Here is a 23,653-nt window from a genome sequence, read left to right on the forward strand (position 1 = left end):
CTCACGTAAAGGAGACCGGCCATGAGCGCTGTCATCGATGACCACGGTCATGCCGACCACGCCCACGGCCCCGCCAAAGGCCTGATGCGCTGGGTGCTGACCACCAACCACAAGGACATCGGCACGCTGTACCTGTGGTTTGCGTTCTCCATGTTCCTGCTCGGCGGAACGTTCGCGATGGTGATTCGTGCCGAACTGTTCCAGCCGGGGCTGCAAATCGTCGAGCCGGCGTTCTTCAATCAGATGACCACCATGCACGGTCTGGTGATGGTCTTCGGTGCGGTGATGCCAGCGTTCGTCGGCCTCGCCAACTGGATGATCCCGTTGATGATCGGCGCGCCGGACATGGCCCTGCCACGGATGAACAACTTCAGCTTCTGGCTGCTGCCAGCGGCGTTCCTGATCCTGGTGTCGACCCTGTTCACCCCCGGTGGCGGGCCGAACTTCGGCTGGACGTTCTATGCGCCGCTGTCGACCACTTACGCGCCGGAAAGCGTGACGTTTTTCATCTTCGCCATCCACCTGATGGGGATCAGTTCGATCATGGGTGCGATCAACGTGGTCGCGACCATCCTCAACCTGCGCGCCCCCGGCATGACCCTGATGAAAATGCCGCTGTTCGTCTGGACCTGGCTGATCACCGCATTCCTGCTGATCGCGGTGATGCCGGTGCTGGCCGGGTGCGTGACGATGATGCTGATGGACATCCACTTCGGCACCAGTTTCTTCAGTGCTGCCGGTGGCGGTGACCCGGTATTGTTCCAGCATGTGTTCTGGTTCTTCGGGCACCCCGAGGTGTACATCATGATCCTGCCGGCCTTCGGCGCCGTCAGCTCGATCATCCCGACCTTCTCGCGCAAACCGCTGTTCGGCTACACCTCGATGGTCTACGCCACGGCGAGCATCGCGTTCCTGTCGTTCATCGTCTGGGCGCACCACATGTTCGTGGTCGGCATTCCGTTGGTGGGTGAGCTGTTCTTCATGTACGCCACGCTGCTGATCGCGGTGCCGACCGGCGTGAAGGTGTTCAACTGGGCCAGCACCATGTGGCAAGGCTCGCTGACCTTTGAGACGCCGATGCTGTTCGCGGTGGCGTTCGTGATCCTGTTCTCCATCGGTGGTTTCTCCGGGCTGATGCTGGCCATCGCCCCGGCGGACTTCCAGTATCAGGACACCTACTTCGTGGTCGCGCACTTCCACTACGTGCTGGTGCCGGGGGCGATCTTCGGGATCTTCGCTTCGACCTATTACTGGCTGCCGAAATGGACCGGCCACATGTACGACGAAACCCTCGGCAAGCTGCACTTCTGGCTGTCGTTCGTCGGCATGAACCTGACCTTCTTCCCGATGCACTTCGTGGGCCTTGCGGGGATGCCGCGACGGATTCCGGACTACAACCTGCAGTTCGCCGACTTCAACATGGTCTCCTCGATTGGCGCGTTCATGTTCGGCGCCACGCAGATCTTCTTCCTGTTCATCGTGATCAAGACCATTCGCGGCGGCCCGCCGGCACCGGCCAAGCCTTGGGATGGCGCGGAAGGTCTGGAGTGGAGCGTGCCGTCACCGGCGCCATATCACACCTTCACCACACCGCCGGAAGTGAAATGACTGTGGGAGCGAGCTTGCTCGCGAAGAACGATAACTCGGTTTCACTGAGAAACCGCAACGCCTGCTTCGCGAGCAAGCTCGCTCCCACAGAGATTCATGTGGAGGCTGAACACCATGGCTGACTCAATCTCGACGAAAAAACTCGTCACTCGCCTGCTCGGTGTCGTGGCGGCGATGTTTGTCTTCGGGTTTGCCTTGGTGCCGATCTACGACGTGATGTGCAAAGCCTTCGGCATCAACGGCAAAACCGCCGGGCAGTACGAGGGTGAGCAAGTGGTCGACACTTCGCGCCAGGTGCGCGTGCAGTTTCTCTCGACCAACAATGTCGACATGCCGTGGGATTTTTATCCCAAACATGACGAACTCACCGCCAACCCCGGCGCGGTCAACGAAATGATCTTCATCGCGCGCAACCCCACCGACAAACCGATGAGTGCGCAAGCCGTGCCGAGCATCGCGCCGAGCAACGCGGCGGCATATTTCCACAAGACCGAATGTTTTTGTTTTACCCAGCAGGTGCTGCAGCCCGGTCAGCAGATCGAGATGCCGGTGCGCTTCATTGTTGACCGCGACATGCCCAAGGATGTGAAGCACCTGACGCTGTCCTACACGCTGTTCGATATCACCGCCCGACATCCTCCGGTGGCTGTAAACACTGGCGGTTGAGCGTGCCCGATAAGGAGAACAATAAATGGCAACTCATGAGCATTATTACGTTCCGGCCCAGAGCAAATGGCCGATCATCGCGACCTTCGGCATGGCCATCACCGTGTACGGCCTGGCCGTGTGGTTCAACGATCTGAAGGCGACGCGCCCGGAATCCCACGGCCCGTACATCTTTTTCGTCGGTGGCCTGTTGTTGGCGTACATGCTGTTCGGCTGGTTCGGCGCGGTGATCAAGGAAAGTCGCGCGGGACTCTACAGCGCGCAACTGGATCGCTCGTTTCGCTGGGGCATGAGTTGGTTCATCTTCTCCGAGGTGATGTTCTTCGTCGCCTTCTTCGGTGCGCTGTTCTACGTGCGCCACGTCTCCGGGCCGGCCCTAGGTGGCGAAGGGCCGAAAGGCATCGCCCACATGCTCTGGCCGAACTTCCAGTTCACCTGGCCGCTGCTGCACACGCCGGATCCGAAACTGTTCCCGCCGCCCAAGGACGTCATCAGCCCGTGGGGCCTGCCGCTGATCAACACGATCCTGCTGGTCAGTTCCAGCGTGACCATCACCATCGCCCACCATGCCTTGAAGAAGGGCCATCGCGGCGCACTGAAAATCTGGCTGGCGATCACCGTGCTGCTGGGCTGCGCGTTTCTCGGTTTCCAGGCTGAGGAATACATCCACGCCTATCACGAACTGGGCCTGACCCTCGGTTCGGGCATTTATGGCGCGACGTTCTTCATGCTCACCGGTTTCCACGGCGCCCACGTGACCATCGGCACCATCATTCTGTTTGTGATGTTGATGCGCATCATGAAGGGCCACTTCGACAACGAGCACCAGTTCGGCTTCGAAGCGGCGAGCTGGTATTGGCACTTCGTCGACGTGGTGTGGATCGGCTTGTTCATCTTCGTTTACGTGCTCTGAGGACTAACGCTACCAAGGCGCATGCGAGACCAATTGGCCGCTGTAAAAACCCCAGGCGATCAAGCCGACGGTGGCAGCGGCCAATGCCACCCGAACACTCAAGGCGATGACCAGGCGATTGGAACTGCTGTCGTCCTTGACCAGGAAAAACAGGCCGCTGAACAGGCTGATCACCGTGGCAATCAGCATCAGGACGATCGCTGCTTTGAGCATGGGAAGAACTCCGGGGGACAGGCGATGCAATTGAGTATAGCGAGCGCGACGACTGACTTTATGGCGCAGCCATGAAGCGCTTTCGCCCGGGCGTGATACCGACCGTGGTGGTCGCTTTATTACTGCCGCTGCTGGTGTCTTTGGGCTTCTGGCAACTGAGCCGTGGCGCCGAAAAAAGCGCACTGCTCGCCAGTTACGCCGAACGCCGCGCGGCCGAACCGATGGCCAGCACCGAATTGCTGAGCAGCGCCGATCCGGCCTATCGCCGCGTGCACCTGCACGGCCAGTTCGATGCCGCGCACAGTTTGCTGCTGGATAACCGTCAGCGTAACGGCAAGGTCGGCGTCGAGCTGCTGCAACCGTTTCAGGATCAACGCACCGGCCTGTGGCTGCTGGTCAATCGCGGCTGGTTGCCATGGCCGGATCGCCGTGTACCGCCGCAATTCACTACGCCCACTGACGCGTTGAATGTCGACGCCTGGGTCTACATCGCACCCGGCGCCACTTTCCAGTTGCACGCCGATCCGGTCAGCAGCACTTGGCCGCAAACCATCACCGCCGTCGTGCCGGCCAAGCTGTGGAAAACCCTCGACCGCGACGGCTTCGCCTACGAATTACGCGCCGAACCCGGCCCGGCCAGCTACGAGGCCGATTGGCCGGTAGTCGCCATGGGCCCGGAAAAACACCTCGGTTACGCCGTGCAGTGGTTCGCCATGGCCACCGCCCTGCTCGGCCTCTACGTCTATTTGGGCTTGCACAACGCAAAGGAGAAACACCATGGGAACGGCCATGAATCCACCCAGCATGTCTGAGGCGAAACCCGCCGCGCCCCGTCGGCGCGGGCGCATTCAATTACTGCTGATTTTGCTCGGCGTGATTGGCCCGATGGTGCTCGCCACCGGCATGTACAAATTGCAGTTCTGGGTGCCGGAAGGTCGCAGCTATCACGGCGAACTGATCGGCAACGGCCAGACCCGCGCCGACCTCGGTGTGCAGGCCGACGAAGAGCGCTGGCAGATGCTGGTCACCGCGCCGAAGGATTGCGCGGTGGATTGCCAGCAATTGGTGTATCTCGCGCGGCAGATTCAAATCGGCCTCGGTCGTGACGCCGGGCGCGCCAGCCATGCCCTCGCCGTGGCGCAACCGGTGAGCGCCGATTACGAGGCCAAGCTGACCCGCGAATATCCGCAACTGCAACGCTATCCACTGGACGCCACCACGTTCAGCAAGACAACTGGCGACAAAGCCACGCCACAGCTGTGGATCATCGATCCGCACGGCAACCTCGTGCTGCGTTACGAGCCGAATGTGAAAGGCAAGGATCTGCTCAACGACCTGCGTCATCTGCTGAAACTGTCGAACATCGGATAAGGGCATCGTCATGGCCAAACCTGGATTTCGCCTCGCGCTGTTTGCCACCCTGCTGGCCCTGATTGTGGTGCTGCTCGGCGCCTATACGCGCCTGACCCACGCTGGCCTCGGCTGTCCGGACTGGCCGGGCTGCTACGGTTTTATCAGCGTGCCGAAAAGCGAAGCGCAACTGGCCCATGCCGAACTGCATTACCCCGACTCGCCGGTGGAGGCGCACAAGGGCTGGAACGAGATGATCCACCGCTACTTCGCCGGCACCCTCGGCCTGCTGATTTCGATTCTCGCCGGGCGTGCTTGGGTCAATCGTCGTCATCCGGGGCAGCCGTTGAAGCTGCCGCTGTTTCTGCTGGCGGTGGTGTTTGCGCAAGCGGCGTTCGGCATGTGGACGGTGACGCTCAAGCTCTGGCCACAAGTGGTCACCGGGCATCTGCTCGGCGGTTTTGCGACGTTGAGTTTGTTGTTTTTGCTGACGCTTAGATTGTCCGGCGTGCTTCCGGCGCTGACCGTGCCCAAGCGTTTGCAGTATTGGGCGACGGCGGGATTGCTGTTGGTGATTGGTCAGATCGCGCTGGGTGGCTGGGTCAGTTCCAACTACGCGGCGGTGGCGTGCATTGACTTCCCTACGTGCCACGGGCAATGGCTGCCGCCAGCGGATTTCGCCAATGGGTTTCATCTGACTCAACACATCGGTCCGAATTATCTGGGCGGGCAACTCGACAGTGATGCACGCACGGCGATTCACCTGACTCACCGGATCGGCGCTTTGCTGGTGACGCTGGTGCTGCTCGGTCTCGCGTGGCAATTGAAAGTGGTCGGCATGACGCGGCTGGCCGGTCTGGTGCTGATTGCGCTCGCGGCGCAGATCACCCTCGGCATCAGCAACGTGTTGTTCCATCTACCGCTGCCCGTGGCGGTCGCACATAACGCTGGCGGTGCGGCGCTGTTACTGACGATGGTGCTCGTCAACTATCACGCGCGTACCAGCCTGGTCCGGGTCAAACAACCGGTGCTCGCACGCTGGCGCCTGAGCCCGCGCAAAAATTCCGCCGCGCCCATCACTATTAAAGGAGAAACGCCGTGGCGATTCTGATTGGCGAACGTCCGCATCAGGCGATCTGGCGCGATTATCTGGAGCTGACCAAACCGAAAGTCGTGGTGCTGATGCTGATCACCTCGCTGGTTGGTATGTTTCTCGCCACCCGCGCCGGGGTGCCGTGGACGGTGCTGGTGTTCGGCAATCTGGGGATTGCCCTGTGTGCGGGCGGCGCGGCGGCGGTCAATCATGTGGTGGATCGGCGCATCGATGCAGTGATGGCGCGCACGCACAAACGACCGCTGGCCGAGGGCCGGGTTTCGCCGGCGGCGGCGCTGACGTTTGCACTGGTGTTGGCGCTGCTCGGTCAGGCCTTGTTGCTGACGTTCACCAATCCGCTGACCGCTTGGCTGACCCTCGCTTCGCTGCTCGGTTACGCGGTGATCTACACCGGGTTTCTCAAACGTGCGACGCCGCAGAACATCGTCATCGGCGGCCTCGCCGGCGCCGCCCCGCCGCTGCTCGGCTGGACCGCTGCCACCGGCCACGTCAGCGCCGAACCGTTGTTACTGGTGCTGATCATCTTTGCCTGGACGCCGCCGCACTTCTGGGCGCTGGCGATTCATCGCAAAGAGGAATACGCCAAGGCCGACATCCCGATGCTGCCGGTCACCCACGGCGAGCACTACACCAAGGTGCATATTCTGCTGTACACGTTTGCGCTGCTGGCGGTGAGTCTGCTGCCGTACGTGATCCACATGAGCGGCGTGCTCTACCTGATGTGCGCACTGGGTCTGGGCGCAAGGTTTCTGCAATGGGCCGTGGTGCTGTACCGTGGCACTCGGCCGCACGCGGCGATCAACACCTTCAAGTACTCTATTTGGTACTTGTTCCTGTTGTTCATCGCCCTGCTCGTAGACCACTACTTACTGTTGAACCTATGACTCGAACCCAGAAAACCGTCTTCATTCTCGTCGCCGTGATCGCGCTGATCCTGGGACTTACCGTCAACAAAGTGCTGAGCGGCAAGGGCCAGGGCGACCCCACCGCGCTGATCGACGCCGGCATCATCCTGCTGCCGCAGAGCCGTAATTTGCCGGACGTGACGATGACCGATCAGGACGGCAAACCGGTGGCGATCAACGAGCTGAAAGGCAAGTGGAGCCTGCTGTTCTTTGGCTACACCTTCTGCCCGGACATCTGCCCGACCACACTGGCGCAGCTGCGGCAGATCAAGAGTGAACTGCCGAAAGACGCTGTGGATAAATTGCAGATCGTGCTGGTGAGCGTTGACCCGAACCGCGATAACCCGAAGCAGTTGAAGCAGTATCTGGGCTACTTTGATCCGCAGTTTGTCGGCCTCACGCCGACCTCGATTGAAGAGCTGCAGAAGGTCGCGAATGCGGTGAGTATTCCGTTTATTCCGGCCGATACGAGCAAGCCGAATTACACCGTCGACCATAGCGGCAACCTCGCCGTGATCGGCCCGGATGGCACCCAGCGTGGCTTTATTCGTGCGCCGCTGAACAACGCCAAACTGGTGGCGCAACTCCCGGTCATGCTTAACCGCAAGTAATCGCCTACAGTCAAAAGCCCCTCACCCTAACCCTCTCCCAAAGGGAGAGGGGACCGAATGGGGGATATTCAAGAATTACGCAGAAATGAACGTGCTGCTTTGAATCCATGATCGAATGGATCTTTCAGGTCGATGTATGACGCCAGACACCTCGGTCGGCCCCCTCTCCCTCCGGGAGAGGGCTGGGGTGAGGGGAAGCTTCACAGCAGGTCAAAAGCCATTCACCAGACACAAAAAAGGGGACGCTCATGGCGTCCCCTTTTCGTTGCTGCAATCTAAATCAGAACGCCGGCAATACCGCACCTTTGTACTTCTCGGTGATGAATTGCTTCACTTCCGGGCTGTGCAGGGCTGCAGCCAGTTTCTTCATCGCGTCGCTGTCCTTGTTGTCCGGGCGGGACACGAGGATGTTCACATACGGCGAGTCATTACCTTCGATCACCAGCGCATCCTTGGACGGATCGAGCTTGGCTTCCAGCGCGTAGTTGGTGTTGATCAGCGCCAGGTCAACCTGGGTCAGCACGCGCGGGATGGTCGCGGCTTCCAGTTCACGGATCTTCAGGTCTTTCGGGTTTGTCGCGATGTCTTTGACGGTCGACAGAATGTTGGTCGGATCCTTCAACGTGATCACGCCAGCCTTGGCCAGCAGCAACAGCGCACGGCCGCCGTTGGTGGCGTCGTTCGGGATCACCACGTTAGCGCCGCTTGGCAGATCCTTCAGATCCTTGAGCTTGCTCGAGTAAGCGCCCAGCGGCTCCAAGTGCACACCGGTCACGGCGACCAGGTCGGTGCCCTTGGCCTTGTTGAACTCATCGAGGTACGGCTGGTGCTGGAAGAAGTTGGCGTCCAGACGCTTTTCGGCGACCTGTACGTTTGGCTGAATGTAGTCGGTGAAGACCTTGACCTTCAGATCCACGCCTTCTTTGGCCAGCGCCGGCTTCACGAACTCGAGGATTTCTGCGTGCGGCACCGGGGTAGCGGCCACGGTCAAGGTTTCGGCGTGGGCCGAGAATGCTGCAACGGCAGCGAAAGCAGCGATCAGTTTTTTCATTCAGCTAACTCCTTTTCAAAGCGCCCGTCTGGCGCCTGCCAGCGAATGGCCGGCTCATCTCTTGATTACAAAACCGGTTATTTGCGCGAGAAATGCACGACCAACCGGTCGCCCACCATCTGCAGCACTTGCACCAGAATCAACAGCAACACCACAGTGACGATCATCACGTCAGTCTGGAAACGCTGGTAGCCGAAACGAATGGCCAGGTCACCCAGACCACCGGCGCCGACCACACCGGCCATTGCCGTGTAGGACACCAGTGTAATCGCCGTCACCGTAATCGCCGCGAAGATGCCCGGGCGGGCTTCCGGCAGCAAGGCGTTCATGATGATCTGCCGCGTGGTCGCGCCCATCGACTGGGTCGCCTCGATGATGCCGCGATCGACTTCACGCAGCGCGGTTTCCACCAGTCGCGCAAAGAATGGCGTCGCGCCGACTACCAATGGCGGAATCGCACCGGCCACGCCCAGCGAAGTGCCGGTAATCAGCACGGTGAACGGGATCATCACGATCAACAGAATAATGAACGGCAGCGAACGCAGGATGTTCACGGCCAGCGACATGAACGCGTAGAGGCCACGGTTTTCCAGCAACTGGCGCGGGCTGCAAAGGAACAGCAGCACCCCCAGCGGCAGGCCGAGCAACACGGTGAACAGCAGCGAACCACCGAGCATCAGCATCGTGTCGCCGGTGGCCAGCCAGATTTCGTACCAGTCGATGTTGGTGAAGAAACTGATCAGGTCTTCCATTAGCGCAATACCTCCATGTGAACATCAGCGGCGGTAAAGCGGGCGAACGCCGCTTCCATGTCGCCACCGGTGACGGCGAGGGTCAATTGCCCGTACGGAATGTCTTTGATGCGGTCGATGCGTCCGGCGAGGATGCTGTAATCGACGCCGGTTTCCCGGGCGACAGTACCGAGCAACGGCGCGTAGGTCGCTTCGCCCTGGAAGGTCAGACGCACGATGCGGCCCGGCACGTGAGCGAAGTCATCGCGCTGCTCGCTCTCGTCGACCTGCTCGCTTTCCTGGACGAAACGCTTGGTGGTCGGGTGTTTTGGATGCAGGAACACATCGGCCACCGAACCTTGCTCAACAATCACGCCAGCATCCATCACCGCCACTTGATCGCAGACGCGACGGATCACGTCCATCTCGTGGGTGATCAGGACGATAGTCAGCTTCAGTTCGCGGTTGATCTCGGCCAGCAGTTGCAGGACCGACGCGGTGGTCTGCGGGTCGAGGGCACTGGTGGCCTCGTCGCACAGCAGAATCTTCGGCTTGGTCGCCAGGGCGCGAGCGATGCCGACGCGCTGCTTCTGGCCACCGGACAATTGCGCCGGGTACTTCCTGGCGTGATCGGACAGGCCGACCCGCGCCAGCAACTCGGCGACGCGCTTGTCGATGTCGCTGCTCGACAGTTCACCGGCCAGGGTCAGCGGCAACGCTACGTTGTCGGCCACGGTCTTGGAGGCGAGCAGGTTGAAGTGCTGGAAGATCATCCCGACTTGCTGGCGGAAACGGCGCAGACCGTTAGCGTCCAGCGCGGTGACTTCTTCACCGTCGACAAAGATCTTGCCGCCACTGGAGTCTTCCAGGCGATTGATCAGGCGCAGCAGGGTACTTTTGCCCGCGCCCGAATGGCCGATCAGGCCGAACACCTGCCCGTTCTCGATAGAGAGACTGGTCGGATGCAGCGCGGGAATGTCCTTACCGGCGACGCGGTAAGTCTTGTGGACGTTTTGAAACTCGATCACGTAGCGAACCTTGTGGGGCGCGTTAGAAAAGGATCAGCGGTTAGCCGGGCGCGCATTTTAGCCTGTCCGTATAGAGGTTCTTAGCATTTATTTCGCAATTAACCTTCGATTTGGCAATAACAAGATCAAAGGTCATAAAAAAGGAACGTCCAAAGCAGCCCATCAGTCACTAGTTAAGCGACTTGAAAACCCTGGGTGCCGTGCCTGGGAACCACTCAAGAGTCCCCGGCAAGCATCGGGGTCAACCGAGGAGTTTACGACTGATGAGCAAGAAGCCTACGTCCGACAAAAGCCAGATGGCCGGAACCGATACACCGGATCGCGCCAACACCAACGCCAAACTCGACAGCCTCGAGAAGTTTCGCTCCGACGCCACCGGCCAGGCCCTGCGCACGAATCAAGGCGTGAAAATCGCCGACAACCAAAACACCCTCAAGGCCGGCCCGCGCGGACCGTCATTGCTGGAAGACTTCATCATGCGGGAAAAGATCACGCATTTTGACCATGAGCGAATTCCAGAGCGCATCGTTCACGCACGCGGCACCGGCGCCCATGGTTTCTTTCAAGCCTACGAGAACCATTCGACGCTGACCAAGGCCGGTTTCCTACAGGATCCGGGGAAAAAGACGCCGGTGTTCGTGCGCTTTTCCACGGTGCAGGGCCCGCGTGGTTCCGGCGACACCGTACGCGACGTGCGCGGTTTCGCGGTGAAGTTCTTTACCGATGAAGGCAACTTCGATCTGGTCGGCAACAACATGCCGGTGTTTTTCATTCAGGACGCGATCAAGTTTCCCGACTTCGTCCACGCGGTGAAACCCGAGCCGCACAATGAAATCCCTACCGGCGGCTCGGCCCACGATACCTTCTGGGACTTCGTCTCACTGGTGCCGGAATCGGCGCACATGGTCATCTGGGCGATGTCCGACCGCGCTATCCCGAAAAGCCTGCGCAGCATGCAGGGCTTCGGTGTGCACACCTTCCGGTTGATCAACGCTGAAGGCAAATCACGCTTCGTCAAATTCCACTGGCGCCCTACTGCCGGCACTTGTTCGCTGGTGTGGGACGAGGCGCAGAAGCTCGCCGGTAAGGACACCGACTATCACCGTCGCGACCTCTGGGAAGCGATCGAGATGGGCGACTACCCGGAATGGGAACTCGGTGTGCAGATCATCGAAGAGGAAAACGAGCACGACTTCGATTTCGACATCCTCGACCCGACCAAGCTGATCCCCGAAGAAATCGTGCCGATCACGCCGCTGGGCAAAATGACCTTGAACCGCAACCCGGACAACTTCTTTGCCGAGACCGAGCAGGTTGCGTTCTGCCCTGGGCACATCGTGCCGGGCATCGACTTCTCCAACGACCCGCTGCTGCAAGGTCGGCTGTTTTCCTACACCGATACGCAAATCAGCCGACTCGGTGGGCCGAACTTTCATGAGCTGCCGATCAACCGCCCGGTGGCGCCGTTCCACAATGGCCAGCGCGATGCGCAGCACCGTACGGTGATCGACAAGGGCCGTGCTTCCTACGAGCCGAACTCGATTGATGGCGGCTGGCCGAAAGAGACACCGCCGGCCGCGCAGGACGGTGGTTTCGAGAGTTATCCAGAGCGCATCGATGCCAACAAGATCCGCCAGCGCAGCGAATCGTTCAGCGATCACTTTTCTCAGGCGACCTTGTTCTTCAACAGCATGAGCGACCATGAGAAAGAGCACATCATTGCGGCCTATAGCTTCGAGTTGGGCAAAGTAGAGCGTGAATTTATCCGTGCGCGGGAAGTGAACGAGATTCTCGCCAACATCGATCTGGAACTGGCCAAGCGTGTCGCGGCCAACCTGGGTCTACCGGCGCCGAGCAAAGGCACGGTGGATGTGCGCAAGGTGTCGTTCGATCACTCGCCGTCGCTGAGTCAGGCGAATTTGCTGCCAGAGAACATCAAAACCCGAAAAGTGGCGATTCTTGCCGCGAACGGTGTTGATGGTGCAGCGATTGATGCAATGAAGAAGGCGTTGGCCGCCGAAGGTGCGCATGCGAAATTGCTCGGCCCGACTTCGGCGCCGGTGAAGACCGCGGACGGCAAGATGTTGCCTGTGGATGCGTCCATGGAAGGCATGCCATCAGTGATCTTCGATGCGGTGTTTGTGCCGGGTGGCGCGGCGTCGGTCAAGGCGTTGAGCGGCGACGGCGTGGCGTTGCATTACCTGCTGGAGGCGTACAAGCACTTGAAGGCGATTGCGCTACACGGGGATGCCAAGCAGTTGCAGGATCTGCTGAAGCTGGAGGCGGATGCTGGTTTGCTGCAGGGCAAGGATGTGCCGTCGTTGACCAAGCCGTTCTTTGCGGCGATCGGGCAGCATCGGGTTTGGGATCGGGAGCCTAAGGCGAAAGCCATTCCTGCGTAAAAAGCAAAAGATCGCAGCCTTCGGCAGCTCCTACAGGGAATGAATGTGTAGGAGCTGACGCAGGCTGCGATCTTTTTTACGGTTTACGCGGACTCAGAACCATCTGCGCCGGCACTGTACGCACGATCTGCTTCTCAATCTTCAGATCAAAATCCGGATTCAACTTCTTCACCCGCTTGGTCAGCAACGTGGCCAACCATGGATAGTCATTCGTGCGTGGTGCCTGAATCGTAACGGCACACTCATAATTCACCACATCGGCGGCGATGGCATCCAGTTGCCGGCGAAGTTTGCGGCTATCGGTGATATTCAACGCCACCGTGGTGCTCTCGGCAGTCGGATCGATCACCTTGGCTTTCGGCTTGGCCTCGGCGGCCAACAGCGCGGCTTCAGCCTTTTCCAGTTCAGCCTTGCGCGCTTCGGTAATGGCACCGTTAACGCCACCGGTCAGCGCCGGGGCTTTCGGCATCAGCGCACGGGCGCGGCTCAATGCAGTGGCGGCCGCATTCACATCTCCCTTCTGCAGCACGATCTGGCTGCGACGCAGATACGCTTCGGCAAGCTGCCGCTGATATTGCTCAAGGGATTGGTCGTTTGGGGTTTCTTTCTGCAAAACGGCCAACTGGTCTTCGGCAGTGGCCAGTTCGCTGCTGGCCAGGCTTTGCTCCAGCTGTGCGATGGCCGTAGCCCGCGCATCGGGGACTTCAGCCACCGGCGGCGTGCTTTGGCAGGCGCCCAGCAGCACTGAAAATGCGACAAGGAGCAGATAACGGGAGGCGAACGGCTTCATTCCTGCGACTCTCTATTTGCGCAAAAAGCGGCCAAGTCTACACCCCACGACGGGGCAGAACAAAACTCAACAGAAACAGTGCGGCCGCCGTCACAACGATTGATGGCCCAGCCGGGGTGTCCTTGAACCACGACAACGCCAGCCCGCCACACACCGCGAGCATGCCCAGCAGGCTCGCGCCCACCGCCATCTGCTCGGGCGAACGGGCGTGACGCTGTGCCGCAGCCGCCGGGATGATCAGCAGCGAAGTAATCAGCAACACACCGACGATTTTCATCGCCACGGCGATCACCACCGCAATCAGCAGCATCAGCGCCATGCGCAGGCCAGCGACCGGCAGGCCTTCAACCTTGGCCAGCTCTTCGTGCACGGTGATTGCCAGCAACGGCCGCCACAGCGTCACCAGCAACACCAGCACCGCCGCGCTGCCGCCGAGGATCCACGCCAGGTCGGTCGGACTGATCGCCAGCAGGTCGCCGAACAGATAGGCCATCAGGTCGATCCGCACTTCATGCATGAAGCTTAGTACCACCAAGCCGAGAGAGAGCGTGCTGGGTGCGAGAATTCCCAAAAGCGTGTCGGACGCCAGCGGTTGACGCTGTTGCAAAGTCACCAGCAACACCGCCAGCAGCAGGCAACCGACCGTCACAGCCACCGTCGGGCTGACATCCAGCAAAAAGCCCAAAGCCACACCGAGCAACGCGGCGTGGGACAAGGTGTCGCCGAAATAGGCCATGCGCCGCCAGACCACAAACGAACCGAGCGGCCCGGCCACCAGTGCCAGCGCCAGACCTGCAAGCAGGGCATACAACAGAAAATCAGCCATGCTTGCAGTTGTCTCCGTGAACGTGAGGTTGGCCAATGACCGGCCCTTTGACCACCGAACCGTGCAGGTCGTGAGCGTGGTCGTGATGGTGGTGATAAACCGCCAGGCTCTGCGCGTTCTTGCCGAACAACTCGACGAACGCCGGATCGCCGCTGACTTGCTCGGGATGCCCGGAGCAGCAGACGTGACGGTTGAGGCAGACCACTTGGTCGGTGGTGCTCATCACCAAATGCAAATCGTGGGACACCATCAACACACCGCAACCATGGCGGTCACGCAGCCGGGTGATCAGGCTGTACAACTCGGCTTGGCCGGCGACGTCGACGCCTTGCACCGGCTCGTCGAGCACCAGCAATTCCGGTTCGCGCAGCAGTGCTCGCGCCAGCAGCACGCGCTGCATTTCACCACCGGAAACGCTTTGCACCGGGCTGTCGATAACGTGCTCGGCGCCGACTTCTTTCAGCGCCGCCAACGCACGCGGGCGGTCAACGCCCGGCACCAGGCGCAGAAAGCGCAGCACCGACAGCGGCAAGGTCGGATCAACGTGGAGTTTTTGCGGCATGTAGCCGACACGCAGCTTCGGCTTGCGCCAGACGCTGCCGCTGTCCGGCTTGAGCAAGCCAAGCACGGCGCGCACCAGCGTGGTCTTGCCGGCACCGTTAGGGCCGATCAGGGTGACGATCTGCCCCGGCTCGACGCTCAGCTCGATGTTGTCCAGCACAGCCTGCCCGGCAAATGTGACGGCGACCTGTTCCAGACGGATCAACGCATTGCTCATCAAGCCCCCTGGCAACCGGAGCACAGGCCGACGACTTCGACGGTCTGCGCTTCGACGATGAAACCAACGTCTTTGGCGCTGTTGATGATCGCGTCGCTGATCACTTTTTGCTCAAGTTCGATGGCGGCGTGACAATCGCGGCAGATCAGGAACTGGCCCTGATGCGCGTGTTCCGGGTGCACGCAGCCGACGAAGGCGTTGAGCGAGGAGATGCGGTGTACCAAGCCGTTTTCCAAGAGAAAATCCAGCGCGCGGTAGACGGTTGGCGGCGCAGCGCGGCGGCCATCCTGCTCGCTGAGCACGGCGAGAATGTCATAGGCACCCAACGGCTTGTGGCTTTGCCACACCAATTCCAGCACCCGGCGGCGCAACGCGGTCAGGCGCAAGCCTTTCTGGGCGCACAAGGTATCGGCCTCGGACAGAGCGCTGTGCACGCAATGTGAGTGGTCGTGGGGACGGCTGGCAATCGGTGTAATAGGCATGGGCGGCGACGAGTTTTGATAGAGACGTTATTATGTTACCCGTTCTCGCCTCCTTGAGTGGTCATCGTGTCCCGACTTTTTTCTGTTTTTGTGGCTTTTGTCGCCAGTTTTCTGTTGATCGGTTCGGCTCAGGCCGAGGTCAAAGTCCTCACCAGCATCAAGCCGTTGCAGCTGATTGCAGCGGCCGTGCAGGACGGCGTGGCGATTCCCGAAGTGCTGCTGCCGCCGGGCGCCTCGCCGCACAATTACGCGCTGCGGCCATCCGACGTACGGAAGGTGCAGTCGGTCGATCTGCTCTACTGGATCGGCCCGGACATGGAAGGTTTCCTGCCGCGCGTGCTGAACGGTCGTACGCTGCCGAGCGTGGCGGTGCAGGATCTGCCGGGGATGAAACTGCGCCGCTTCGCTGAAGACAGCCATTCCCACGCCGAAGACGCCGACGAGCATGATCACGATCATCGTCCTGGCACGCTGGATGCGCATTTATGGTTATCGCCGGTGAATGCGCGGGTGATCGCCGACAAGATGGCCGCTGACTTGAGCGCCGCAGATCCGGCGAATGCCGAGCGCTATCAGAGCAATGCCAAGGCGTTTGATGAGCGTCTGGATGCACTCGATCAGCGCCTGAAGCAGCGTCTGGCCAGTGTTGAAGGCAAGCCGTATTTCGTCTTTCACGAGGCGTTTGATTATTTTGAAGAGGCTTATGGCCTGAAGCACACCGGCGTGTTCAGCGTGGCGGCGGAAGTGCAGCCGGGCGCGCAGCATGTCGCGGCGATGCGCAAGCGTTTGCAGGAAGTCGGCAAGACTTGTGTGTTCAGTGAGCCACCGTTGCGTCCGCGTCTGGCGGAGACGCTGGTGGCGGGTCTGCCGGTGAAACTGGCAGAGCTGGATGCGTTGGGCGGGTACACCCCGGCGACGGCTCAGGGGTATGAGCAGGTGTTGGAGAAGTTGGGTAATGATTTGGCGGGATGCCTGGAATCTCTGTAATCCCCGGCTTAGGTGTTGCCCCCATTCGCGAGCAGGCTCGCTCCCACAGAATCACCGAAATCCTGTGGGAGCGAGCCTGCTCGCGAAGCTTTTAAAGGGCGAAAGGCAAAGGTGTATTGACCTGCTGCCGCTGCGCCAAGCGCTGCTCAAACTCTTTTGGATCGTGAATCAACACGTCCTGCCCGGCAAACTGCTCCGCCGCGATCAACCGCGACAGCCAGAACCGCACACAGGCCACGCGCAACATTGTTGGCCACAACTCAGCCTCCGCCGCCGTGAACGGGCGCAGCGCTGCATAGGCGCCAAGGAACGCGCGAGCACGCGGCCCATCGATCAAACCGTCCTCGTCCGAACACCAGTCGTTCAAGGCAATCGCCACGTCGTAGAGCATCGGCCCTGAACAGGCGTTGTAAAAGTCGATCAGCCCGGTCAGGTGCGTACCTTCGAACATCGCGTTGTCGCGGAACAGGTCGGCATGAATGTTCGCCCGAGGCAGCGCGAGAATCTTGTCTTTGCGCTCGGTGATTTCATCCAGCGCCTTTTGCAGCAAGGCACGCGGCTCATCGCTCAGGTGCGAGAGCAGCTCCGTGCCCTCCTCCAGCATCCAGTCCAGACCACGGTCGGTCTTGCGCTTGATCATGCGCTCGCCTTGGGTCGCCAGGTGCAGATGCGCCTGCAATTCGCCGACCTGCGCGCAATGCTGGGCATTGGCGACCTTGATGTGCTTGCCGGACAGGCGCGGTTGCAGCAGCGCCGGTTTGCCTTTCAGCTCACGCAGCGCCACGCCGTCGGTGGTGCGCAGTGCATACGGCACCGGCAGATCGGCGTCATGGAGCACGTCGAGCAGGTCGATGAAGAACGGCATTTCCTGCACCGGGCCGCGCTCGACCAGGGTCAGAACGAATTCGCCCTGCTCCAGGCTGATAAAGAAGTTGGTGTTTTCGCTGCCGGCGGCGATCCCCTGGAAATCAAGCAGACGGCCAAGCCCGTAAGGGGCGAGAAAGGTTTCCAGCTCGGGCCGAGCCAGGGGAGTGAACACAGACATGGTTAAAAACTGCTCAGTTCAGGCGTCGCGCTCACGCGACGCCGATTAAAAGTCGGGAATCTTACTTCCAGGTAAAGATTTCCCACGACGGAATCAGCATATCCGGCTGGTCGGATCGAATGTAGTTCGCGTCCGTACCATCAGCGCGCACCAGGAAATACGGTTTGCCACCCTTCGGCGTGACCTTGATCGCATAGACGAAGCCACTGCGACTGTATTCCTGAATGACCTTGTCGCCTTCCGTGTGCGTGTTGATCGTAACTTCCGGCTCCGAGGCGGGCGCATCATCCGCCGCCATCGCGGCCAACGGTGAGACAGCAATCAGACCGACCAGCAGCAAGCGATTTAACGTACGCATGATAACCTTGTCCCTTTGTCGTCAACGGTCCCGCTATTCTAGCGCCGGACCCGCCGAAAAGGTTGATCCTGCTCATGAGCCAAGCCCCCCTCGTCCTGGTGGACGGTTCGTCTTACCTGTACCGCGCGTTTCACGCGCTGCCACCACTGACCACCTCCAAAGGCCTGCCGACCGGTGCGGTCAAAGGCGTGCTGAACATGCTCAAGAGTCTGCGCAAGCAGTACCCGGACAGCCCGTTCGCCGTGGTGTTCGACGCCAAGGGCGGGACATTTCGCGATGAGATGTACGCCGAATACAAAGCCAACCGCCCAAGCATGCCTGACGACATGCGCGTGCAGATCGAGCCGCTGCACCAGAGCGTGATCGCCCTCGGTTTCCCGCTGCTGTGCGTGGAAGGCGTCGAGGCCGACGACGTCATCGGCACCCTGGCGCGCAGCAGCGCGGCGGCGGATCGCCCGGTGATCATCTCCACCGGCGACAAGGACATGGCGCAACTGGTCGATGGCCACATTACCTTGGTCAACACCATGTCCGGTAGTTCGATGGACGTGGAAGGCGTGAAGGAGAAATTTGGCGTCGCTCCGGAGCAGATCATCGATTATCTGGCACTGATGGGCGATTCGTCCGACAACATTCCGGGCGTTCCGGGCATCGGCCCGAAAACCGCGTCCGGCCTGTTGGTCGGGGTCAACGGCGGCCTCACCGAGCTGTACGCCAATCTCGACATCGTCCCCACCCTGCCGATTCGCGGCGCGAAAACCCTGCCGGCCAAGCTCGAAGAGCACAAGGAGATGGCGTTCCTCTCCTACCAACTGGCGACCATCAAGATCGATGTGCCGCTGGACATCGAACTCGATGACTTGCAGATGGGCGCAGAAGACCCGGCCAAGCTCTACGAGCTGTACTCGCTGCTGGAATTCAAAAGCTGGATCAATGATCTGGATCGCGACGCCAAACGTCTGGAATTGAGCGCAGCCGCCGAGCCTGCGCCGGCCGGCGATCTGTTCAGCGCGCCAGCGGACGAAGCGCCCGCCGCTCCTGCTGAAGCCGCTTACGAAACCATCCTCGATCAGGCACGGTTCGACGTCTGGCTGGAAAAATTGAACAACGCCAAGCTGTTCGCTTTCGACACCGAAACCACCGGCATCGACGCACAGCAGGCGCAACTGGTCGGTCTGTCGTTCGCCGTGCAGGCCAACGAAGCCGCGTACATTCCGCTGACCCACTCGTACATCGGCGTGCCGGAGCAGCTGGATCGCGACACCGTGCTGCGCGCGCTGAAACCGATTCTCGAAGACCCGAGCAAGCTCAAGGTTGGCCAGCACGCCAAGTTCGACATGAATATCCTGGCCAATTGCGCCATCGGCGGCGATCAGAACCAAGGCATCACCGTGCGCGGCATCGCCTTCGACACGATGCTTGAGTCCTACGTGCTCAACTCCACCGCCACTCGCCACGACATGGACAGCCTCGCGCAGAAGTACCTGGATCACACGACTGTGAGCTTCCAGGACATCGCCGGCAAAGGCGCCAAGCAGCTGACTTTCGACCAGATCGCCCTGGAACAGGCAGGCCCGTACGCCGCCGAAGACGCTGACATCACGTTGCGTCTGCACCAGACTCTGTTCGAAAAACTCAGCGCCATCCCGAGCCTGGCCAGCGTGCTGACCGACATCGAGATTCCGCTGGTGCCGGTGCTGGCGCGCATCGAGCGCCAAGGCGCGTACGTTGATGCGGCACTGCTGGGCGTGCAGAGCATCGAGTTGGGCGACAAAATGGTCGCGCTGGAGCGCGAAGCGTTCGAGATCGCCGGGGAAGCATTCAACCTCGGCTCGCCGAAGCAGTTGGGCGTGATTCTCTACGAGAAACTCGGCCTGCCGGTGCTGAAGAAGACCGCCAAGGGTCAGCCGTCCACCGCCGAAGAAGTGCTGGCGAAACTCGCCGAAGACGATCACCGCTTGCCGAAGGTGCTGATGGAGCACCGTTCGATGAGCAAGTTGAAAAGCACCTACACCGATCGCCTGCCGGAGCAGATCAACCCGCGCACCGGGCGCATTCACACCTCGTATCACCAGGCTGTGGCGTCGACCGGTCGCTTGTCCTCCAGCGATCCGAACCTGCAGAACATCCCGGTGCGGACCGCTGAAGGCCGACGCATTCGTCAGGCATTCGTCGCGCCGAAGGGCTACAAACTGCTGGCGGCGGACTATTCGCAGATCGAACTGCGGATCATGGCGCACCTGTCCAAAGACGAAGGCCTGATGAACGCCTTCCGCAATAATCTCGACGTGCACACCGCCACCGCCGCCGAAGTGTTCAAGGTCGAGCTCAACGAAGTGAGCTCGGACCAGCGCCGGGGTGCCAAGGCGATCAACTTCGGCCTGATCTATGGCATGGGTGCGCAGAAACTCGGCAAGGACATCGGCGTCGACACCAAGACCGCGAAGGCTTACATCGACACCTACTTCGCCCGCTATCCGGGGGTTCGCGAGTACATGGATCGCACCCGCGCGCAGGCAGCGGATCAGGGTTATGTCGAGACCTTCTTCGGTCGTCGTCTGTACCTGCCGGAGATCAACTCGAACAAGCCGCAGGAACGCGCCGCCGCCGAACGCACGGCGATCAACGCGCCGATGCAGGGCACCGCTGCCGACATCATCAAGAAAGCCATGGTCGCGGTGGATAACTGGCTGGCGACGTCCGGGCTGGACGCCAAAGTCATCCTGCAAGTGCACGATGAACTGGTGCTGGAGGTTCGTGAGGATCTGGTCGAACAGGTCAGCGCCGAGATCCGCGTACACATGAGCGAAGCGGCGAAACTGGATGTGCCGCTGCTGGTCGAAGTCGGTGTGGGCAACAATTGGGATGAGGCTCACTGAGCCATCTGATGTCGGTCTGCCGCGACCTGATGTCGCGGCGGCGCCGGTAAAACCTGCTTATTTCTAAAAGCGCTTGGGATTATTCCAAAGCTTTTTGAAAAAAATCTGAACTAATCTGGAAGGACACCACTCAGAGATACTGAATGGCTGGTGAAGCCCTTCGATGCTCCTATGTTGTGTTAAGTGTTGGCAGATATCTGAACCCCGCCCTAGCGGTTCGGAACTTAAACCCCGGAATTTCTCCCTCCCCAATGAAATCCGGGGCTTTTTTTGCCTGCGATTTACTCAGCAGGCAATTCAGCACCTTTGTCAGCCAGTTCCATCCAGCCTGCCAATACAGTGTAGGCCTCTTCCAGGCCCATGCGTTTTGGCGCCGAGAACAGCTGGATGGTGACTTGATCGCCCCAACCCTTGCGGATTTCCGACTGCACTTTGAGCAGGGTGTTCTTGGCTGCGCCGTAGGTCAGCTTGTCGGCCTTGGTCAGCAGGATGTGCATTGGCATGCCGGCCGCAACGGCCCAGTCGAGCATCAACAGGTCGAAGTCGGTCATTGGATGACGGATGTCCATCATAAGAATCAAACCCTTCAAACTCTCGCGGCCACCGAGGTAAGCCTCAAGGTGACGCTGCCAGTGCATCTTCAGCGGGATCGGTACTTTTGCGTAACCGTAGCCCGGCAGGTCGACCAGACGGCGATCTTCGTCTAGCTTGAAGAAGTTCAACAGCTGTGTGCGACCCGGGGTTTTCGAGGTACGCGCCAGGCTGGCGTGAGTCAGGGTGTTCAGCGCGCTGGATTTGCCGGCGTTGGAACGACCGGCAAATGCTACTTCGAAGCCTTCGTCGTCAGGGCATTGATCGACTTTGGCGGCACTGAGCATGAATGTGGACTGTTGGCACAGGCCGAGGATGGGATTCTTGAGTTGCATGGGATTTCCGATGTGGGCGGCGCCGGGATTGGGCGCGGAACGCGGTGTCGCTTCCGTTTCAGTGACGCCAGTATATAATGCCGCAGATTTTGTGTGTGCTTTGTCCCAGCGTAGGATGAAGTTCACGAGAGCGACAGACCTTGATTGCGCATTAGAACGCAGAACGCTCTCAACCCTGAAAAGGTCGTTTTATGACGAAATGGCTGCTGGCTGCCGGAGTCTTGATGCCGCTTTACAGCGCACAGGCTACACAGGATCCGGAAGCTGTGTACAACCGTGTTTGTGGTGCCTGTCATTCCGGCCAACTACCCATGGCGCCCAAAAGAGGCGATCAGGAAGCTTGGACGCCGAGGTTGGCGAAAGGTATGGGGACGCTGGTGCAACACGTGACCCAGGGTTTCAAGGCGATGCCGCCGCGTGGTTTGTGCATGGACTGCAGTGCCGAGGATTACCAAGCCATCATCCTTTGGATGAGCGAGTAAACCCGGTCCATAACTTAACCCTTAGCCGTAGTTGGATTAGCTGATGAACAAATTGATCGTGAGTCTGCTGTTGACCGTGGGAATCTCTGGCTTCGCCCATGCTGCCGGTGATGCCGCAGCGGGCCAGGCGAAAGCCGCCGTTTGCGGAGCCTGCCATGGCCCGGACGGGAACAGCATGGCGCCAAACTTTCCGAAACTGGCCGGTCAAGGTGAACGCTACCTGACCAAGCAATTGCACGACATCAAGTCGGGCAAGCGCACCGTACTGGAAATGACCGGCCTGCTGACCAACCTGAGCGATCAGGACCTGGCCGACATCGCTGCCTATTTCGCCAGCCAGCAAGGCAGTGTCGGCGCCGCCGATCCGAAGATCGTCGCTCGCGGTGAAGCCCTGTTCCGTGGCGGTAACCTGGAAAAAGGCCTGCCAGCCTGCACCGGTTGCCACTCGCCGAATGGCGCCGGCAACGCCGCCGCCGGCTTCCCGCACCTCGGTGGCCAACACGCTCAATACATCGCCAAGCAACTGACCGACTTCCGCAAGGAAGATCCGGCGGCCGGGCGCAGCAACGACGGCGACGCAATGACCATGCGCACCATCGCCCGCAAACTGAGCGACGAAGACATCGCCGCGGTTGCCAGCTACATTCAGGGCCTGCACTAAGGCCAGCGGATCGAGGTCTGCAGGGGGTGGACATCTCCTGCAATGTTAACGCTCGATTAATCCGTCGCAGCAAGTATAAAAAGGGTGGCTTTGGCCGCCCTTTTTTGTGGCCGCTGCCGTTACACTACAGCACTCATGCCCGCCAGGATCTGTCTGAAAACAGGTCGCGCGAGGCGACCCAAATTGTCCAGGAGTAAAGCATGCGTAATCTGATCATCAGCGCCGCCCTCGTCGCTGCCAGCCTGTTCGGCGTGACCGCTCAAGCCGCCGAAGCACCAGCCGCCCCTTACGTCGAGCTGGCTAACCCGGTACCGGTTGCAGAGCCTGGCAAGATCGAAGTGGTCGAGCTGTTCTGGTACGGCTGCCCGCACTGCTACGCCTTTGAACCGGTGATCAACCCGTGGGTTGAGAAGCTGCCATCCGACGTCAACTTCGTGCGTATCCCGGCGATGTTCGGCGGCCCGTGGGACGCTCACGGCCAAATGTTCCTGACCCTCGAAGCCATGGGTGTCGAGCACAAGGTTCACGCCGCCGTATTCAACGCAATTCAGAAAGAACACAAGAAGCTGACCGACAAGAACGACATGGCTGACTTCCTCGCCACTCAAGGCGTGGACAAGGACAAGTTCCTTGCCACCTTCGACTCGTTCGCGATCAAAGGTCAGATCGTCAAGGCTCGCGAACTGGCGAAGAAATATGAAATCACTGGCGTGCCAACCATGATCGTCAACGGCAAGTACCGTTTCGACATCGGCTCTGCCGGTGGTGCCGAGCAAGCGCTGCAACTGGCTGATCAACTGGTCGCCAAAGAGCGAGCGGCCACCAAGGCAGCCGCCAACTAAGCGCG

The 23,653-nt window shown here is 60.2% G+C and carries 25 protein-coding genes; 14 read left to right on the plus strand and 11 right to left on the minus strand.

Annotated features, from left to right (window positions below; genetic code table 11):
• The first annotated feature begins 21 nt into the window (after positions 1-21).
• The 3 genes from ctaD to EJA71_RS20440 all read left to right on the plus strand — a co-directional run bounded on the left by ctaD (position 22) and on the right by EJA71_RS20440 (position 3,187).
• Positions 22-1,608: a cytochrome c oxidase subunit I gene (gene ctaD / locus EJA71_RS20430; protein WP_007911725.1), complete on the plus strand. Its 1,587-nt coding sequence runs from the start codon at positions 22-24 to the stop codon at positions 1,606-1,608.
• Positions 1,609-1,722: 114 nt separating this feature from the next.
• On the plus strand, positions 1,723-2,274 hold the full coding sequence (locus EJA71_RS20435) for a cytochrome c oxidase assembly protein (RefSeq protein ID WP_158959387.1): 552 nt from the start codon (positions 1,723-1,725) through the stop codon (positions 2,272-2,274).
• A 25-nt stretch (positions 2,275-2,299) separates the two neighbouring features.
• Positions 2,300-3,187: a cytochrome c oxidase subunit 3 gene (locus EJA71_RS20440; RefSeq protein ID WP_122593163.1), complete on the plus strand. Its 888-nt coding sequence runs from the start codon at positions 2,300-2,302 to the stop codon at positions 3,185-3,187.
• A gap of 9 nt (positions 3,188-3,196) precedes the next feature.
• On the opposite strand, the gene EJA71_RS20445 is transcribed toward EJA71_RS20440, so the two are convergent.
• On the minus strand, positions 3,197-3,400 hold the full coding sequence (locus EJA71_RS20445; RefSeq protein WP_158959388.1) for a twin transmembrane helix small protein: 204 nt from the start codon (positions 3,398-3,400) through the stop codon (positions 3,197-3,199).
• A gap of 71 nt (positions 3,401-3,471) precedes the next feature.
• On the opposite strand from EJA71_RS20445, the gene EJA71_RS20450 reads away from it, so the two are divergent.
• The 5 genes from EJA71_RS20450 to EJA71_RS20470 are packed head-to-tail and all read left to right on the plus strand — an operon-like array spanning position 3,472 to position 7,380.
• Positions 3,472-4,212, plus strand: a complete 741-nt coding sequence (locus EJA71_RS20450) for an SURF1 family protein (RefSeq protein WP_158959389.1) — start codon at positions 3,472-3,474, stop codon at positions 4,210-4,212.
• Positions 4,178-4,771, plus strand: a complete 594-nt coding sequence (locus EJA71_RS20455; protein WP_158959390.1) for a hypothetical protein — start codon at positions 4,178-4,180, stop codon at positions 4,769-4,771. Before EJA71_RS20450 ends, EJA71_RS20455 begins: the two co-directional genes overlap by 35 nt.
• Before the next feature lie 10 nt (positions 4,772-4,781).
• On the plus strand, positions 4,782-5,861 hold the full coding sequence (locus tag EJA71_RS20460) for a heme A synthase (RefSeq protein WP_158959391.1): 1,080 nt from the start codon (positions 4,782-4,784) through the stop codon (positions 5,859-5,861).
• A complete protein-coding gene (gene cyoE / locus EJA71_RS20465; RefSeq protein WP_158959392.1) occupies positions 5,849-6,748 on the plus strand; it encodes a heme o synthase in 900 nt (299 codons plus the stop codon). Before EJA71_RS20460 ends, cyoE begins: the two co-directional genes overlap by 13 nt.
• Positions 6,745-7,380 carry an SCO family protein gene (locus tag EJA71_RS20470; protein ID WP_007911741.1) on the plus strand — a complete coding sequence of 212 codons (636 nt, stop codon included), beginning with the start codon at positions 6,745-6,747 and terminating at the stop codon, positions 7,378-7,380. Before cyoE ends, EJA71_RS20470 begins: the two co-directional genes overlap by 4 nt.
• A gap of 280 nt (positions 7,381-7,660) precedes the next feature.
• Here EJA71_RS20470 and EJA71_RS20475 read toward each other — a convergent pair whose 3' ends face one another.
• The 3 genes from EJA71_RS20475 to EJA71_RS20485 form a co-directional block, all read right to left on the minus strand.
• Positions 7,661-8,431 (minus strand): MetQ/NlpA family ABC transporter substrate-binding protein, encoded by a 771-nt coding sequence (locus EJA71_RS20475; RefSeq protein ID WP_122593150.1) that lies wholly within the window; start codon positions 8,429-8,431, stop codon positions 7,661-7,663.
• A 77-nt stretch (positions 8,432-8,508) separates the two neighbouring features.
• Positions 8,509-9,183: a methionine ABC transporter permease gene (locus EJA71_RS20480; RefSeq protein ID WP_016986455.1), complete on the minus strand. Its 675-nt coding sequence runs from the start codon at positions 9,181-9,183 to the stop codon at positions 8,509-8,511.
• Positions 9,183-10,190 carry a methionine ABC transporter ATP-binding protein gene (locus tag EJA71_RS20485; RefSeq protein WP_158959393.1) on the minus strand — a complete coding sequence of 336 codons (1,008 nt, stop codon included), beginning with the start codon at positions 10,188-10,190 and terminating at the stop codon, positions 9,183-9,185. Before EJA71_RS20485 ends, EJA71_RS20480 begins: the two co-directional genes overlap by 1 nt.
• 260 nt (positions 10,191-10,450) lie before the next feature.
• Between EJA71_RS20485 and katE the strand changes: the two genes are divergently transcribed.
• Positions 10,451-12,592, plus strand: coding sequence for a catalase HPII (gene katE / locus EJA71_RS20490; RefSeq protein ID WP_158959425.1), 2,142 nt, complete (start codon positions 10,451-10,453; stop codon positions 12,590-12,592).
• A 76-nt stretch (positions 12,593-12,668) separates the two neighbouring features.
• On the opposite strand, the gene EJA71_RS20495 is transcribed toward katE, so the two are convergent.
• From EJA71_RS20495 to EJA71_RS20510, 4 genes are read right to left on the minus strand one after another with little or no spacing between them, the layout of a single operon-like run.
• On the minus strand, positions 12,669-13,382 hold the full coding sequence (locus tag EJA71_RS20495) for a PA5502 family lipoprotein (RefSeq protein ID WP_158959394.1): 714 nt from the start codon (positions 13,380-13,382) through the stop codon (positions 12,669-12,671).
• A gap of 37 nt (positions 13,383-13,419) precedes the next feature.
• Positions 13,420-14,208 carry a zinc ABC transporter permease subunit ZnuB gene (gene znuB / locus EJA71_RS20500; protein WP_008081222.1) on the minus strand — a complete coding sequence of 263 codons (789 nt, stop codon included), beginning with the start codon at positions 14,206-14,208 and terminating at the stop codon, positions 13,420-13,422.
• The gene (gene znuC / locus EJA71_RS20505) at positions 14,201-14,986 is read right to left on the minus strand and encodes a zinc ABC transporter ATP-binding protein ZnuC (protein WP_007911759.1); all 786 of its coding nucleotides are present in this window, start codon (positions 14,984-14,986) and stop codon (positions 14,201-14,203) included. The genes znuB and znuC overlap by 8 nt, the downstream gene beginning before the upstream one ends.
• A complete protein-coding gene (locus EJA71_RS20510; RefSeq protein WP_007911760.1) occupies positions 14,986-15,468 on the minus strand; it encodes a Fur family transcriptional regulator in 483 nt (160 codons plus the stop codon). The genes znuC and EJA71_RS20510 overlap by 1 nt, the downstream gene beginning before the upstream one ends.
• A gap of 66 nt (positions 15,469-15,534) precedes the next feature.
• On the opposite strand from EJA71_RS20510, the gene EJA71_RS20515 reads away from it, so the two are divergent.
• Complete coding sequence (locus EJA71_RS20515; RefSeq protein ID WP_158959395.1) at positions 15,535-16,455, plus strand: zinc ABC transporter substrate-binding protein; 921 nt, start codon at positions 15,535-15,537, stop codon at positions 16,453-16,455.
• A 91-nt stretch (positions 16,456-16,546) separates the two neighbouring features.
• Here the strand turns inward: EJA71_RS20515 and EJA71_RS20520 are convergent, their stop codons facing one another.
• Together EJA71_RS20520 and EJA71_RS20525 are read right to left on the minus strand one after the other, a co-directional pair.
• Entirely contained in the window at positions 16,547-17,500 is a 954-nt protein-coding gene (locus EJA71_RS20520; protein WP_158959396.1) for a homoserine kinase, read from the minus strand.
• A gap of 61 nt (positions 17,501-17,561) precedes the next feature.
• Positions 17,562-17,858: a DUF2782 domain-containing protein gene (locus EJA71_RS20525; protein ID WP_158959397.1), complete on the minus strand. Its 297-nt coding sequence runs from the start codon at positions 17,856-17,858 to the stop codon at positions 17,562-17,564.
• Positions 17,859-17,932: 74 nt separating this feature from the next.
• On the opposite strand from EJA71_RS20525, the gene polA reads away from it, so the two are divergent.
• A complete protein-coding gene (polA, locus tag EJA71_RS20530; RefSeq protein WP_158959398.1) occupies positions 17,933-20,737 on the plus strand; it encodes a DNA polymerase I in 2,805 nt (934 codons plus the stop codon).
• Positions 20,738-21,018: 281 nt separating this feature from the next.
• Here the strand turns inward: polA and yihA are convergent, their stop codons facing one another.
• Positions 21,019-21,663, minus strand: a complete 645-nt coding sequence (yihA, locus tag EJA71_RS20535; RefSeq protein ID WP_158959399.1) for a ribosome biogenesis GTP-binding protein YihA/YsxC — start codon at positions 21,661-21,663, stop codon at positions 21,019-21,021.
• Between the two features lie 191 nt (positions 21,664-21,854).
• Here yihA and EJA71_RS20540 point away from each other — a divergent pair, with 191 nt between their 5' ends.
• The 3 genes from EJA71_RS20540 (at position 21,855) to EJA71_RS20550 (ending at position 23,648) form a co-directional block, all read left to right on the plus strand.
• Entirely contained in the window at positions 21,855-22,145 is a 291-nt protein-coding gene (locus tag EJA71_RS20540; RefSeq protein WP_038365005.1) for a cytochrome c5 family protein, read from the plus strand.
• A gap of 43 nt (positions 22,146-22,188) precedes the next feature.
• Positions 22,189-22,806, plus strand: coding sequence for a cytochrome c (locus EJA71_RS20545; protein ID WP_158959400.1), 618 nt, complete (start codon positions 22,189-22,191; stop codon positions 22,804-22,806).
• A gap of 200 nt (positions 22,807-23,006) precedes the next feature.
• Positions 23,007-23,648: a thiol:disulfide interchange protein DsbA/DsbL gene (locus EJA71_RS20550; protein ID WP_034152237.1), complete on the plus strand. Its 642-nt coding sequence runs from the start codon at positions 23,007-23,009 to the stop codon at positions 23,646-23,648.
• The last annotated feature ends 5 nt before the right edge of the window (positions 23,649-23,653 follow it).

This window comes from Pseudomonas sp. PB106 (assembly GCF_009764645.1).
Lineage (GTDB): Bacteria > Pseudomonadota > Gammaproteobacteria > Pseudomonadales > Pseudomonadaceae > Aquipseudomonas.

Bases quoted from the DNA above. Each gene is read 5' to 3' on its own strand.
- EJA71_RS20455 (WP_158959390.1), top strand. From the start codon at position 4,178: ATGGGAACGGCCATGAATCCACCCAGCATGTCTGAGGCGAAACCCGCC.
- EJA71_RS20435 (WP_158959387.1), top strand. From the start codon at position 1,723: ATGGCTGACTCAATCTCGACGAAAAAACTCGTCACTCGCCTGCTCGGT.
- EJA71_RS20510 (WP_007911760.1), bottom strand. From the start codon at position 15,468: ATGCCTATTACACCGATTGCCAGCCGTCCCCACGACCACTCACATTGC.
- znuC (WP_007911759.1), bottom strand. From the start codon at position 14,986: ATGAGCAATGCGTTGATCCGTCTGGAACAGGTCGCCGTCACATTTGCC.
- EJA71_RS20495 (WP_158959394.1), bottom strand. From the start codon at position 13,382: ATGAAGCCGTTCGCCTCCCGTTATCTGCTCCTTGTCGCATTTTCAGTG.
- znuB (WP_008081222.1), bottom strand. From the start codon at position 14,208: ATGGCTGATTTTCTGTTGTATGCCCTGCTTGCAGGTCTGGCGCTGGCA.
- polA (WP_158959398.1), top strand. From the start codon at position 17,933: ATGAGCCAAGCCCCCCTCGTCCTGGTGGACGGTTCGTCTTACCTGTAC.
- EJA71_RS20540 (WP_038365005.1), top strand. From the start codon at position 21,855: ATGACGAAATGGCTGCTGGCTGCCGGAGTCTTGATGCCGCTTTACAGC.
- EJA71_RS20525 (WP_158959397.1), bottom strand. From the start codon at position 17,858: ATGCGTACGTTAAATCGCTTGCTGCTGGTCGGTCTGATTGCTGTCTCA.
- EJA71_RS20545 (WP_158959400.1), top strand. From the start codon at position 22,189: ATGAACAAATTGATCGTGAGTCTGCTGTTGACCGTGGGAATCTCTGGC.
- EJA71_RS20550 (WP_034152237.1), top strand. From the start codon at position 23,007: ATGCGTAATCTGATCATCAGCGCCGCCCTCGTCGCTGCCAGCCTGTTC.
- EJA71_RS20450 (WP_158959389.1), top strand. From the start codon at position 3,472: ATGAAGCGCTTTCGCCCGGGCGTGATACCGACCGTGGTGGTCGCTTTA.
- EJA71_RS20480 (WP_016986455.1), bottom strand. From the start codon at position 9,183: ATGGAAGACCTGATCAGTTTCTTCACCAACATCGACTGGTACGAAATC.
- ctaD (WP_007911725.1), top strand. From the start codon at position 22: ATGAGCGCTGTCATCGATGACCACGGTCATGCCGACCACGCCCACGGC.
- EJA71_RS20520 (WP_158959396.1), bottom strand. From the start codon at position 17,500: ATGTCTGTGTTCACTCCCCTGGCTCGGCCCGAGCTGGAAACCTTTCTC.
- yihA (WP_158959399.1), bottom strand. From the start codon at position 21,663: ATGCAACTCAAGAATCCCATCCTCGGCCTGTGCCAACAGTCCACATTC.
- EJA71_RS20470 (WP_007911741.1), top strand. From the start codon at position 6,745: ATGACTCGAACCCAGAAAACCGTCTTCATTCTCGTCGCCGTGATCGCG.
- EJA71_RS20445 (WP_158959388.1), bottom strand. From the start codon at position 3,400: ATGCTCAAAGCAGCGATCGTCCTGATGCTGATTGCCACGGTGATCAGC.
- EJA71_RS20440 (WP_122593163.1), top strand. From the start codon at position 2,300: ATGGCAACTCATGAGCATTATTACGTTCCGGCCCAGAGCAAATGGCCG.
- EJA71_RS20460 (WP_158959391.1), top strand. From the start codon at position 4,782: ATGGCCAAACCTGGATTTCGCCTCGCGCTGTTTGCCACCCTGCTGGCC.
- EJA71_RS20475 (WP_122593150.1), bottom strand. From the start codon at position 8,431: ATGAAAAAACTGATCGCTGCTTTCGCTGCCGTTGCAGCATTCTCGGCC.